8 protein-coding genes are annotated in these 14,610 nt (G+C 37.3%); 3 read left to right on the top strand and 5 right to left on the bottom strand.

Annotated features, from left to right (window positions below; translation table 11 throughout):
• Positions 1–100: 100 nt before the first annotated feature.
• Positions 101–4,471, bottom strand: a complete 4,371-nt coding sequence (locus H4J67_RS10800; RefSeq protein ID WP_182203699.1) for a PAS domain S-box protein — start codon at positions 4,469–4,471, stop codon at positions 101–103.
• A gap of 620 nt (positions 4,472–5,091) precedes the next feature.
• Here H4J67_RS10800 and H4J67_RS10795 point away from each other — a divergent pair.
• The 3 genes from H4J67_RS10795 to H4J67_RS10785 all read left to right on the top strand — a co-directional run bounded on the left by H4J67_RS10795 (position 5,092) and on the right by H4J67_RS10785 (position 7,525).
• Positions 5,092–5,358, top strand: coding sequence for a hypothetical protein (locus H4J67_RS10795; RefSeq protein ID WP_182170081.1), 267 nt, complete (start codon positions 5,092–5,094; stop codon positions 5,356–5,358).
• 168 nt (positions 5,359–5,526) lie between these two features.
• Positions 5,527–5,760: a hypothetical protein gene (locus H4J67_RS10790; protein ID WP_182170083.1), complete on the top strand. Its 234-nt coding sequence runs from the start codon at positions 5,527–5,529 to the stop codon at positions 5,758–5,760.
• Positions 5,761–6,421: 661 nt separating this feature from the next.
• Entirely contained in the window at positions 6,422–7,525 is a 1,104-nt protein-coding gene (locus H4J67_RS10785) for a GGDEF domain-containing protein (protein ID WP_182170086.1), read from the top strand.
• Between the two features lie 258 nt (positions 7,526–7,783).
• Here the strand turns inward: H4J67_RS10785 and H4J67_RS10780 are convergent, their stop codons facing one another.
• From H4J67_RS10780 to H4J67_RS10765, 4 genes are all read right to left on the bottom strand, one after another.
• Positions 7,784–11,101, bottom strand: a complete 3,318-nt coding sequence (locus tag H4J67_RS10780) for a DEAD/DEAH box helicase (RefSeq protein ID WP_182170088.1) — start codon at positions 11,099–11,101, stop codon at positions 7,784–7,786.
• 351 nt (positions 11,102–11,452) lie between these two features.
• Positions 11,453–12,952 carry an ABC transporter permease gene (locus H4J67_RS10775; RefSeq protein WP_182170092.1) on the bottom strand — a complete coding sequence of 500 codons (1,500 nt, stop codon included), beginning with the start codon at positions 12,950–12,952 and terminating at the stop codon, positions 11,453–11,455.
• Between the two features lie 9 nt (positions 12,953–12,961).
• Positions 12,962–13,660 (bottom strand): ATP-binding cassette domain-containing protein, encoded by a 699-nt coding sequence (locus H4J67_RS10770; RefSeq protein ID WP_182203698.1) that lies wholly within the window; start codon positions 13,658–13,660, stop codon positions 12,962–12,964.
• On the bottom strand, positions 13,660–14,526 hold the full coding sequence (locus H4J67_RS10765) for a putative selenate ABC transporter substrate-binding protein (protein ID WP_182170098.1): 867 nt from the start codon (positions 14,524–14,526) through the stop codon (positions 13,660–13,662). The genes H4J67_RS10770 and H4J67_RS10765 overlap by 1 nt, the downstream gene beginning before the upstream one ends.
• Positions 14,527–14,610 lie beyond the last annotated feature (84 nt).

Raw genomic sequence — 14,610 nt, 5'->3', positions numbered from 1 at the left:
TATTAGAGTCTTTAGTAGCGACTTGTGATTGATGAAAACGTTTATAACATTAGCTTCAGTCTCCGCTATAGATAATCACTGACAAACGCCCAAGCTTGGCTTAAAAGTTTGCTGCTATCTCGTCAGACACTCGAATAAACTCAGCATAAAGTTTATGGCTTAACGCTATAACTTCTTGTGTATTTTCTTCTTTAGCTAGTTGTTCCAATTGCTCGCAATAATGACCGAGTAATATCGCTCCAGCGCCACGGGTTGAAGATTTAAGCTTATGTGCCAGTTCCGTTACACTCTGCCAATCTTTATCAGTAATGTGCACGGCTAATTCAGCGAGTAATGGTTTACTATGTTGTTGATAAAATTGTAAAAATTCTTGTTGTGCTTCTTTATCATCACCAAAACATTCAACTAATGCTGAGATACTTATTGCCGGTTTTTCTATCAATTCAGTAACTTGTTCATCGGTCAATTCAGGTGGTGATTCTATTTTAAATTCATCTTCGAGTTCTTCTTCCACTAACCATTTGCTGAGTAAAGCCTTTAAGCTATCTAGCTTCATTGGTTTAGTCACGTAGTCATTCATGCCAAGTTCAATGCAATGTTCGGCTTCATTTCGCATCGCGTTAGCGGTGATTGCTATTATAGGTATCTGTGTTGTGCCGCCTTGTTCATTTTCTCGCACCTTTTGGGCAAACTCAAAACCATCCATGATCGGCATCTGACAATCAGTCATGATCAGGGAAAATGAATATTGTGTCATTTTAGTTAAGGCTTCTTCACCATGGTTGGCAATGATGACAGCATAACCAAATAGATTTAGCTGACGCTCTAATACCTGTTGGTTAAAGACATTATCTTCAACAATTAAAATTAGTTTATTACTGGTTTGTGCTTCAGTAACACTGGGTATAGATAACGTCTTAATATCTTGCTTTAGACAACTTATAAGTGGATTTTTTTGATCCATAATACGGGCAATGGTCCAGTATATTTTTTGTGGTAAAAACGGATTACTGGCAATGGTTGTCGCGTGTTCAGGGTAAAAGGGTAAGTCGAAGTCATGCCACCTTTCAAGAATCAGTATATTAATATCCTCATCACTGTTGTTGGGTAACTGCATTTTAACTTCTGGCCAAAGGCTAATAACTTGTTCTGCTGAAATAATAATAAGATCATAATTTTCAGCAGAAATAAGCTTGCTTAATTTTGTTGGCGAACTTGGTGCTAAATGACAATGTGCGCCAAGCTCTGTTAGACCTTTCTGCAAGATATTATCGGTAATTCCATCATAAGCAATGAGTAAAATATTTAAATGATAGAGTTTTACACTCAGGGTCGATGTCTGTTTGTTTTCAGTTGCTATCAAAGGTAAATCGACATAAAATTCTGTACCATCACCTATCACGCTTTGACAACTTATTTGTCCTCCCATCATAGTGGTTAACTTTGAGCAAATAGATAAGCCGAGTCCTGTGCCGCCAAATTGACGATGAGTGCTACTGTCTGCCTGTGTGAAAGCATCGAATAAATGTACTTGTTGATCCTCACTAATACCAATACCATTATCTTTAACAGTCAACCGAAATAATTTTTTGTGTTGGTTATTATCTAAATAATCAAGCTTAACCTCAATAAGGCTTTGCGGCTGGTCATTGTTATGACTAAATTTAATCGCATTGCCTAATAAATTAAGTACAATTTGTCTTAATCTAATGGGATCGCCTAACATTGACTCAGTCATATGATGATTAGATGAACAAACCAACAATAATTTTTTGCTTTGTAATTGTGACGCTAGTAACTCTGCAGCCCCTTCAATAATCTTTGTCCAGGTGAACGGTATTGACTCTAAAGTCATTTTACCCGCTTCTATTTTTGAAAAGTCGAGCACGTCATTAATGATTTGTAATAACGCCCATGCTGAATCTTTGGCAACATTGGCTAAATGGTATTGATCATCATCTAGTTCTGATTGCTGCAGTAGCTCTAACATACCAACAACACCATTCATCGGTGTTCTAATTTCATGGCTCATTGTTGCTAAAAACTGCGACTTAGAGTCGCTTGCCGCTTCTGCTGTTAAACGTGCTTGTTCTAATTCTTGCTGAGATTCCTTTAAGTCAGCTAATGTCTTTTCTGTTCTGTTACGTTGGTATTTAACATCAAGCAGCACATTGAGCGTCGATTGACGAGACTGTTCTTTTTCAGCATCAAGTATTTCACGCTCTATTTCATTTTGTTTAATGTTGGTTATATCTCTGACAATACCTAGCATGCTTAATGGTTCGCCACTTTCATCACGGGTAACCTCAGTTGATGTATTGATATACCTTAATTGCTTATCGGCTAATATTATTCGGCATTCAAAGTTATAAACTTCTAACTTATTTAAGGCTTTCAGTTGGTGTATTCTAAATTGATAACGGTCTTCTGGATGGACAAGGTTTACAATAAGCTCTGAAGTCAAAGGCGTAGAATTTTTCTCAATACCTATTAATCTGTGCATGCCGTCTGACCAGTAAATGATATCGTTTTTAAGATCTTTTTCCCAACACCCCAAATGAGCAATACGTTCAGCCTCTTTTAAAAAAAGCTGCTGTTTTAGTAGCTTATCTTCATTGGCTTTTTGCCTCGTTATATCTTGATTTATCGCAAGAAAATGATCTGTTTTACCATTACGGTCTCTAATGGGGGTAATGTCGGTAGTGCCCCAATAACAGCTACCGTCTTTTTTCTTATTGTATAGTTGACCACTCCAATGCCTGCCTTCAATGATTTTTTGCCAGAGTTGCTGATATTTATTGGTGTTTTTGTGTCCAGAATCTAGCAGGCTGGCATTTTTACCTAAAACTTCTGTTTTTGAATAACCGGTAGTTTTACTAAATGCTTTATTGACGTAGACAATTTCACCCGTCAAATTAGTGATCAATATCGCTGAATGACTTTGTTCAACAGCACTTTCGAGTACCAGAAGTCTTCCTTCTAATTGTTGTATTGTGCTTAAATCAGAAATAATGGCAGTAAAAATATTATCTTGAGTGGTTTTATGACTGCTTATCGCAACACGAGCTGAAAATTCCCGACTGTCACTAGCCTTAGCCCGCATAATTCTGAAACTGTCACATACACTGCTATCATTAATGATATTATTGATCCATTTCTGCAAGTTTTCTTGTTCGTTTTTCATAAAAAAGTCATTGAAAAAGATTGATTCAGCGCCTTTTCTATCAACCAAAAGCAGTAAGCCAGCGACTTTATTAAAGCGTATTATTTCCCCTCTTGCATTAAAGGATATAATGGCATCAGGTGCGTTATTAAGCATAGAGTAAAGGTACTGCTCTGAATCGAAGATGGCAGCTGCGCTGCGTTTTTGCCAATAAAAAGCAATAACTAAAATAAATAAACTCAATAACACCGTTTGCAATAGCTGCCAGAAAAAACCATGGACTATTTTCTGTTGAGATTGCAATACATCAACTTCACTGACTTCTGCGCCGATACCCAAACCTAAAGTACTATTCCACAACCAAGCGCCTAACACGGGCTGGCCACGATAATCTAAATAACTTTCTTCGCTGTAGCCTGTGTTGCTTTTTAATGCTGACTGAGCTAATTTTGTATAAATGGGAGCTTGTGTTTGTTCACTAGTCGTTGATTTTGAAGGAAGTGTTAATGATATTGCTAAGACGCTAGATTGCTCTTTTGTTAGTATTCCCTCGGACCTAAGTTCTGGCTCAAATTGACTGGCGGTTAATAAACGAGCTTTGGTGTCAAAGAAGTATGTTTGCTCTGATTTCCAGAAACTTTGCTGCTGTACTGTCGAAGAAAAAGCGCCAAACGGATTTAAACGTATGGCAAGCGCTGCAATAACTTGTTGTTCATTATTAAATATTGGCGCAATAATAAAAGTTGTTGGATATTTTTGCTGTATTTTTCCCTGAATGTTGACTAAAGGGGTTTCGGATAAAAGCGGAGGAATAAAAATGAGCTGACCATTAAAAACTTCAGCAAGCCTTTTGGGGTATTGTTTAGCGATTATGTTAGGTTGCCCAATTAAGTCAGCAACCTTGGCAGTGAGGTTAATATTGTCAGGGGAAATAACATAAAACCCTTCATTTTCCTCTACCAGAAGATAAGGTTGTAAAAAAGCAGTTAACTTGTCAGTGGCTTTTGTCATAGCGGCAGAATCGCCACTCGCTTGGGCGGCAACTAATTGTTTGACTTGTTTGACAATAATAGGCGAGGTTGACCAAGCTTTTACCTTGTTAAAATGAGACCTAATCCAGCCATTCTCTAGCAAGTCATTACTGACATTCACTCTGGCCTTTAAAATTTCTATTGCTTGTGTTCTTAGGGTGTTTTCAACTTTATTAAGGCTATACCAACCTATTATTGTTGAGCCAATTAAAAATAGCACTACGGTTGCAGTGATTAAATATAAAGGCGATTTATATAAATTTGCGTATCGTGACATAATTATTCAATCCATTATTATAATCTTTATACTGGCAGTTTTTTCACCCGTGATACTTTCTTTTAAAGCGTAAGCTTTGTTAGCGTTTATGTCACTTTGTGATGAAAATTTTTTAAGCACTCTTTATCGTTTAGTTAACCAATTATGATGTTGTTATATATTTATTAATGAAACGGTTAATGTATGTTAACCAATTAATTAATAAACATTATTTTTTTATTATAACTATGACTATAGGTTATTTTGAGAAAAATAGATGCCTATAATTCAAACTATTACTGATAACTTTACTGTGAAAAACACAGCGAAAGGAAGGAGCTTGAAATGTACTTGCTGTTCTGTTTTGAAATGTGTTTACACATTTTAGCCTTAATAATACAATTAACACTTAATTAATTCCAAGGTGGATGAGAGTATCTTTATAACATCAATAATTCGCTTGTTGCTCAATGAACGTGTCATGGGTTTTTAGCACTTATTTCACTTTTTATTGCTCTCGCGCCAACAGTCGTTGCGACTAATGAGCTCTTTACTCAAGCGAACGTTTTTTGAAATGGGGGAGCCTGGCTCTTTTTATTGTTGAATAGTGGGTTAATTTTGTTTTAGCATCAAGTCGCCGTGTGTTTTTACTGGGTCCGTGGCGTATCTTAGATTTATTTATCATCTGTACGGGCTTGCTATCCTTGATCCCTATGGCTAATGAACATTTACGTAATATTCCTGCTTTAAGACTGCTTAAATTCATCCGAATGGCTTTATTTGGTGTTCGAATGAAATTCGCTATGTCCTTAGATAACAATAAAGTTTCGACGGTATTGTTATCATCAATGCAGTCCTTTAGCACGTATTCGTTAGTAGATAAAATATTTGTGACTACGCTGAATTAACTTGGGGTAGCGTTGTAAAGCGATTAAAGTCGTTAAGTCATGACAGGTTATTTGCTATAGGGCTTTACTCTGAGCAACTTACCGAGGTTGCGGAGATTTTTCAAACCTCTAAGTCTGTCTTAGATAGGCTCTTTAAATATTCGTTGTATTCAAGAATAGAGATAATGGATGAATACACCGCCATTTTCCTCTGGGAATTCTAAGGTGGTAAATGAGTTCAATGATAGTGTGCCTACTATACAACGAAGTCCTATTCTTTTATTGGGCGCAAATAATAATATTATTACTTTGTCTGGGACAGAATCATCGCTAGTAGATGAAATAACACTTGATTTAACCGAGGTAGGAACACCTGTACCGCCTTTAATCCAAGCGAAAAGTGCGCTTATTCGTGTTTTGTAGTATATTACACCGACGTTATTGGTACATTAGAACAGGCGCTTTTATACTTAGATAAGCATCAAAAAAATTAGGTAATAAAAGCTTCTTAGACCAAACCTTTCGACAGCGTAATGGAATTACCAATGTCAGGGGGGTAACCTTAAGCATTTAGCGTCAGTGGTTCACCAACTTACAGTAGAGCCCCTTGCAATTAAAAGTTTTTAAATTATGCCTCTTCCTATTTTTGCAGTATTAGTTGATGGTTTATTTGATAGTGCCAATGACTTATTAACAACACTGGCAGCGTAAGTTGAACTGTGCATTAATATATCTTTATTTGAAATGAATAAGGTAAGGCGATTATTGGCTGTTATCACCATAATCTCCACCGTGGTTGGTGGTCTAATGGGAATGAGCTTAATTGACAGTCCTTGGAGTTTTACCTTATATTAAGTGACTTTCTTTGTCGGTGTGGCGATGTCTTGTGGTATTTATATTTTTTCCAGTAAGGGTGATTTTGTTAAAAGATAAAAAGTTTCGCCATTATTATTTTTGCGTATACAATTAATTTTATTGACAAAAATAACTATTTAATTTTTATTAATAAACGATTAAATAGCAAACTGATTATCGATAGGGGCTAAGCATTAAAAAATTGCCAGACATTCAACAACGAATTGATATGGATCTTAGACGTCGTTCGATAACAGGTATCGTTTTTTATACGGTGATGTTACCGGCTGTTTTTTGGTCATTTGACTTCCACACCAAAGAGCCTGCTTTGACCTTAGCTTTTGCGTTAAGCATGTTGGCAATTAGTATAGTACGCCTCACTCACTGGTTTTTTAGCGATTCTATTTATAATTACTCTCCTAACGTGTGGCGTAATTGCTTTACTGTTTTATCATTGTTACATGCAAGTGTATTAAGTTTATTTTTTGGCTTAGCGATATACGACCCACGTTTCACCCCTATTTTACATGTCACTATGTTGGCTATCGGTGGTATTGCCAGCAGTGCAATTGTCGCACTGACACCAAGAATATCTTTAGCCTTATTGAACTTAGGGATACTTCTAGTTCCATCAATAATAGCCGGTTTTATTATTGAGTATAAATTACCTTATGCGTTTATGATCCTTGTCTATGTAATCTTCATAGGTTTAATGGGCATTCGCTCTTCACGTGAATATAACCGCTCTTTTGAAATTGAAACTCAACTGGATGGACAGAAAAAAATCTTAGAACAACTCAACAAAGTTGACTCACTGACTAATATTTATAATAGGGGATATTTTAACAGTGAATTTGAACGCCAATGGCAAATGGGTAGCCGACATGAAATATCGACAGCATTAATGCTAATAGATGTCGATCACTTCAAAGTATTTAATGATAACCACGGGCATTTATGTGGTGACGCTTGCTTAATACATGTGGCTAGAGTGATTAAAGAAAATATTAAGCGCTCGACAGATCTCGTTGCACGCTTTGGTGGTGAAGAATTTGTGGTATTACTTTCAGGCTATAGCGCTAAAGATGCCAAGGAACTGGCAGAAAAAATTAGACTTTCAATTGAAAGGACTCCTTTATATTATGAGGGTAATGCATTTAGTGTCACGATAAGTATTGGTTTAGCTTCGACTATTCCCGATAGTCAATGTGATAGAAAAACTTTACTAGAAGCCGCTGATAAAGCCATGTATAGCGTAAAGAAAGCGGGAAGAAACCAAGTTTCAAGCGTGATTGAATTAGACGCTACGCTCAGACAGTCTAATGATATTTAATTTTTAGCCATTTATTGAATACCTGAGTAACCCCTGTTTAATATAACCAAGTCAGTAATATCAACAGGCACTACTAGTTTACGTATAATAAAATAGACTAACTTTAGCTACTTGGCGTTATCAGTGCTAATGATATCAAGGCCAGTGATACCAAGGCCAGTGATACCAATTTAGAGGTATTCAAAGCAATAACAGGTCATTAAAAGCGAGTTGATGACTCTACTTATTCTCATCAACTCTGTGCAATGAAATTTTATATTAGCTCAGCGGTGCTAGCAACGAGCCTAAAATATCATCCGTTAAACTCAGTTTATTATCACTGACTTCTTCAGACAATAAAGCTTTAGCAAGTTCTGCTTTATTTTGCTGTATTTTTTGGATTTTCTCTTCTATTGAATTTTCTATAATATATTTATAAACAAAAACAGGCTTGTCTTGTCCAATTCGATACGCTCTGTCAGTTGCTTGATTCTCTACGGCAGGATTCCACCAAGGGTCAAAATGAATCACGGTATCGGCAGCAGTTAAGTTTAAGCCAACACCACCAGCACGTAAGCTAATCAAAAATACCGGTACTTCACCTTCTTGGAATTTATCTACCACGGCTTGTCTATTGGTCGTTGACCCAGTTAGTTTAACAAAATCAATACCTTCTGCCACCAACTCATCTTCTATTAAAGCAAGCATACTGGTAAACTGAGAAAAGATTAATATTTTGCGGCCTTCAGCAATTTGCTCAGGTAGCGTTTCCATTAAATAGTCAAGCTTGGCTGATTGGTTTACTTTTTTAGCGCCTTCAAGCGATAATAATTTAGGGTGATTACAAACCTGTCTTAGTTTTAATAATGCATCTAATACTTCTATCTGACTGCGTTTTAAGCCTTTGTCAGCAATGATATCTTTTAAACGACTGTCCATCGCTAAACGCACTGATTCATAAAGTTCAGCTTGCTGACCTTCAATACGCAATTTTTGAATGATTTCAGTCTTTGGCGGCAACTCAGTGGCTATTTTATCTTTCGTTCTACGTAAAATAAATGGCTTGATGCGTTGGTTTAATAACTGCTTACGCTCTTGCTCACCATGCTTTTCTATCGGTGTTCTAAAGAGTTTAGTAAATTGTCTTTGCCCACCAAGAAAACCCGGTAATAAGAAATTAAATTGTGCCCAAAACTCACCTAAATGATTCTCCATCGGCGTACCGGTTAAGCATAATTTATGTTGCGCTTTGAGGGTCAAAAAGGCTTGGTATAATTTTGTTTTAGTATTCTTTATATAATGAGCTTCATCGAGCACCAGATAATAAAATTTTTGCTGGCTATAAAGCGCTAAATCTTTAGTGATTAATGCATAGCTGGTGATGATAATATCAACTTGATTCTCATGTCCTTCAAAACAATCAAAATGCTGCTGGCGTTTACTGCCGTGTAAAACCCGATAAGAAAGTTGTGGGGTAAATTTTTCTATTTCATTGGCCCAGTTAAAAATAACACTGGTTGGTGCCACAATGAGAACGGGCTTAGTAAGTCGGCCTTGTTGTTTTTCAATTAATAGGTGCGCTAAGGTTTGAATCGTTTTACCTAAACCCATATCGTCAGCCAAAATACCATTTAATTGATACTCGCGTAAAAACTGCAACCAGTTTAGCCCTTGATGCTGGTATGTTCTTAAGGTCGCATTCAATCCTTCTGGTACAGGAACCGTGGTCACTTGTTGGAAGTCCCTGAGTTTGTCAGCTAAGTTTCTTAGCTTACTGGTACCCGTGGCTATCATCCCTTGGTCATCTAACATTGATAATGTTTGATGTCCTTGAAAACGTGAAAGCTCCATAGTGCCATTTTTATTTAAAGCATTGGGCATAAACAGCTCAATAAACTGTTTCAATATCGGTTGTACGCTTTGATAACGCAAGGCAACGAAGTCACCATTCTCTAAGTCAACGTAAATAGGTGAATCAGGCGCAATAAGTTTTTCTTTTTCGCGGTCAAGTAACGCCGATTTAGGGAGTTGTTCAATCGCGCCAAGCAAAATAGGAAATGCTGGCATTTTTTTACCATCAATGGTTAAGTTTAACCCTAATGAGAAAAAGTCATGGTCATCAGTTTGAATAACTTCAGCATCAAAAACACTGTCAGTAGCGAGCGCCTTATAATAAAAATCATCAGTAAAAGTTATATGCCAGCCTAAATTTTTAAGTGGTTGCACTTCTTGATGCAAAAAGTGATGCCAAAGGTAGCGCCCTTGCATTAGCATCGAAAATTTAGGCGTTTTATCTTTATTTAAATAGTCTTCATTGGTGAAAGTATAACGCTTAGCTTTGGGCTGGACGGTAAATTTTAACGTCGTTAACTTATCGATAACCGCTTGTTCAAACGTTAAATCTCGATACAGTTTTATTTTTTTATCAGTTTCATTTTCGTTATCATTTTCACTTGATTTTTTGGGAGTAACCGTAACACTCTCATTATGTGGGTTAACTAAATTTCCTTGGTAGGAAAAGTTAACTTTTACAAAACCTGATTGTGGATCTGCTTCACGAGGTGTTGAAAAGTGCAAATGTACTTCTGGTTTGGTCAACTCTTGTGAGTATTCTGTTTTAGGTTTAGGCAAACGCTGCACAGCATCACCTAACGACATAGATAACTTATTCATGACCCAAGGTAATTTGTCTTCTTCGAAGATAGGTGAATTGAGTAAGTCTGCCTCAAAATCACATTGGGTATTGGTATTAATTTTCCCGAAGCAATTGTTTTTTTCATCATAATAACAAAGCGGCTGTGCTTTGATGATAAGAATATTGGTCGAGGGTTCCATGAAAACAAGTTTCAAGGTGTGTAGCTTGTTATCAAGGGCTAACCACTGCCACTGAGCTTCTATGGGGTCACCCAAAGTGATCGCTTCATTTAAGTCGTAACTTGTTTGCCAAAAACAGCGATTGGTTTTGATAATACGTTCGAATAAATCAAAATACTTGATGTTATCGCCATATTGATTAGTTCGGATCAGTTCGGTAAGCACAGCAACATCATCGTTATTAGCATAGGCACTATTTATTAACGAACTGGCAGAAAACTCGCTGCCAAGTGAACTACTCCAGCCACCACTATTTTTGGGGCGAGCTGATTTAATACCTAAAGTGAAATAGTCATCTTCGTTGTAGCTGTTGGGCTTTAAAAAGTACAAAAGCGATTTTTGTTGGCTATTAGGCTGATATCTACTGGGCTGTGCTTGGAAGCGACTAAGCCATTTATCAATGACTTTTTCAGAAGTCGCAATACTGTTTTGGTCAAAATGTTCGTGAATAAAACACTGTGCTAACGCTGCACCATGCTTACAATCTCGACCAATATAACAATCGCAATAACTGGCAATACCATCATTCTTAATATTTAGCACTAAACGGGTCAAATAAGTGCTTTGGCGAGAGCGTTCACTGTAAACGACACCACGAATTATTTCACCATCAAGGGCGCAGGTTTTAATGCCTTTCGCCTGAAAAATACGCGTTCCTTTTTTCCATTCATTTTTGGCAAAGTGTTTTTCAAGTAATTCAGGTGTAAAAGTGTTTGTAGCCATAAGTTTTTAATTATTAAGAATTCAAATAGGTTGTGAATGGATAAATTAGTTTGATATCACTTCTCAATAGAATAAAAATATCAAGAGGATGATAAATATACATTAATTCAACAGCACTTTCAGGACTTACTGCTAATCGTTAATCATTTATTATATCATCTCAATAGTATCACTGAGAATTAAAACCTTCAATTTGTCTTAATACTTGTAATTAAAGGGTAATATTTTTAATGAAAGCTCATCTTAAGCACCAAGGTTTAATATATACACAGGTATCCTTGCTTTTAAGGACTGTTGAGTCGCTGATTACTTGTAATAAAAGTGGCAAAATCCATAAGTGTTGGCTTCAACTTATGTGGTTAACAATTTTTTGTGGGAATTAAGTAGTCGCCTTGAAATATGATCGATAGCGACATTAAGTAAAGCGGTACAAATGATAAGAATTAATGCATTACTGTAACGTATTTCACTGAAATTACTGTCGATATAAAAACCTAATGTCATAATACCTAAAATACCAAACACGGCAGTTTCACGGACGATTATCTCGAATCGATAAAACAATAAAGCCATCATGTTGGGATAAATGCTTGGCATTATGTGGTAGTTAAACTTATTTATCGTGCTTATCTGCATCAAGGGGGGCGCTATGGCGTTACTTTGTTGAACCGTTAAGTAGGCGATAACACTACCATTATGTATGGCTAGGGCAAGAATAGCAGGTAACATCGATGGGCCAAGTAATATTAAAAAAACAAACGCTAATATGTATTCAGGCACTGAACGGCCAATGAGTAAAATGAACTGACCAAGGTGCGCAAGTGGGATCGGCCATAAATGCTTACTTGCAATGGCATGGGCATTTAAGGTCACAAAGTGGCTAGCTGCTAATGCTAACAAGGCTAAAGTTAGGGTTGATATTGCCCCGGGGAAAGCCTGCTGTGTGATAATGTCGCTAAACCAATTATAAAGTAATGACCATTGTACGTCGGCAAAACTTAAGGTGTTTACTAACACAGGCGGAATAATATCTTGGCTAATAAAACGTATCAGTAAACTGCTATCTAGCGTAGGAATTTCTACCAATGTTATACAAGCAATAATAAGATAAACCCCTAATAATTTAGGAGGGCACCAATAACGAATCGTGCCAATAAGCGCAACAAATATCATCATTAATGCAGCGCCTTCGCTATAGTTTCCTTGTTTAAAAGCGGTTTCTAAATAATAGCCCAGCGTTGGCATACCAATAAATCCTAGCACAGCACTACTGCGCAGCGCACATTCAAAACGGTACCGTGTGTAGGTGATCAGTTGCGGTAAAACTTGAGCTATTTTGCCATAGGTATAGCGGCTAATAATATCTGCTCTGCTGTCAATACTCTCTAATGGATTGTCTGACGATTGATTAATTATATCGTGAAATACCCGAGCAAAAGTGGCGGCAAAGGGAATAGTGATCGCTAAAATTCCTGTTACGGGAGAAAGACCAAAAACTTGTAAAAATAACAGCGCCCAAAAGATCTCATGAATTGCGCGTAAAAAAGCGCAGCAGCCAGATACTAAAGGGTGTTGGTAGATGAGTGCGAGCGGAGCGCCGAGCAGTAGTCCTAAAGATACACCAATAATGGCAAAGTTAAGGGTTTGAATAATCGCTTGGAACAGGTATTCAGTGGCGAAAAAGTCAGCGTGAATAAAACCTTGAGCCATAAGCGATAACTCAAGTAAAGGGTCGGAAGTAATAATTTCTATATCAGCAAAAGGAATAATAACTAAGGCGATAAACCATATTGATAAGGTGATTTTTTGCCAATATCCTAATGGGTAAACTGTATTTTTTAGCAACACCATAAAATAAACCTACGCAACTGCGTCAGTTTGATAAAGTTTGCTGATCTGATGTTGGTTAATTGACTGTTTTTTGCTGTCGAGTACCAACCGACCTTTATCTAAGGCGATAACACGATCGAAAGCGTTCATTGCCAAGGTACGGTCGTGTACAACCATAATGACAGTTTTGTGGCGAGCTAATATTATTTCAAGTAATCTTGACGCCATTAATGGATCAAGTGCTGAAAAAGGTTCATCACCAAGAAATATATCTTGCTGCTGATATAAAGCTCTTGCTAATGCGACTCGTTGTCTTTGCCCACCTGAAAGTTTATCTACTGACTTGGCTAAGGGCTCATCTAGTTCTAACTGCTGACAAAGTAGACCAATATCGTGTAAGTCTTGTTTAAAAGGTCTCATTAAGTTAATAAGATTAAATAACCAGTGGTGGCGAGCTAAAGCACCCATAAATATATTGTGAAAGACACTTAAGTTATCGACTAAGCCTTGGCGCTGAGAACAAAGCGCTGCGCTGGTTTGTAAACACTGATATACATGGTGCAGAAGGGACGTTTTTCCTGCACCAGAGGGACCAATAATCGCAACTTTTTCACCTTTATTTATCGTCAGGCTTAGGTCAAAGATGACTTGAGTAGCCCCTTTACGCTTACCTGTATTATTGCTGGCTGTTTTATGATGATAGAGGTTTAGGTTGTCGAGGGTTATCATTAATCGATAAGCCCTATCTTTTTAGCCACCGTTAATACTGGCTCAAAATCTTTATTTTCAGCATTAACAAAAGAAGAACGTGGAAAGCTATTAAGTAGCTCTGGGTTATTCATATTGAGAAGTGCCGCCTGCACTTTATTCGCAAAGCCTTTGCCAAATTCCGCATCAACATTGCCGCGTATCGTCCATTGGTAATCAGGGTAGGTAGGGGTTTCCCAAATAACACTGACTTTATTGGTGTCTATTTTTCCTGCACTAAGTGCACTTTCCCATACTTTATAATTAACAGCGCCAACTTGGTAAGCGCCCGCTTGAACTTGAGCAATAGTGCGGCTATGGTCACCAGAAAAGCCAACACGTTTAAACGCTTGTTGCGGCTTTTTAGCTAAATGTTGCTCAATAAAATATTGTGGCATTAATCGACCTGATGTTGAGCCTTTTGAACCGAAGGTGAAGGTTTTATCATTTATATCAGGGAAATTGTTGTTCATCGTTAACCCCGTACTGTGGTGAGCGATAAAATAGCTCTTAAAAAACTGATCTTCATAGCCTTGAGCAATCGCTTGTGAACCAGGCACTAAAATTCGGGCTTGTACGCCAGATAAACCGCCAAACCAAGCGAGTTGAACCTGGTTGTTTTTAAAGGCTGTTACGGCGGCAGAGTAAGACTTTACCGGAACGTATTTTACCTTGACACCAAGTTCCTTTTCTAGATATAAGGCTACTTTTTCGAAACGGGTTCTTAATTGAGACTCGTCCTCATCAGGGATCGCGGTAAAAGTAAAGGTTGCGGCGATAGCGTTGACACTTACTAATAAGCTTAATATTAGCGTTAATGATGTTATTACAGTGGTCAGTATTTTCATAGTATCTCTAGTTTTTTTTAACCCAATAGTAACCTCAATGGGTTGATAATTGATGTTATATTGATGCAGGAAAAGTATGGAAGT

Source organism: Colwellia sp. BRX10-4, assembly GCF_014077465.1.
Taxonomy (GTDB): domain Bacteria; phylum Pseudomonadota; class Gammaproteobacteria; order Enterobacterales; family Alteromonadaceae; genus Colwellia_A.
This window is presented reverse-complemented; position numbering and strand designations above follow the sequence as displayed.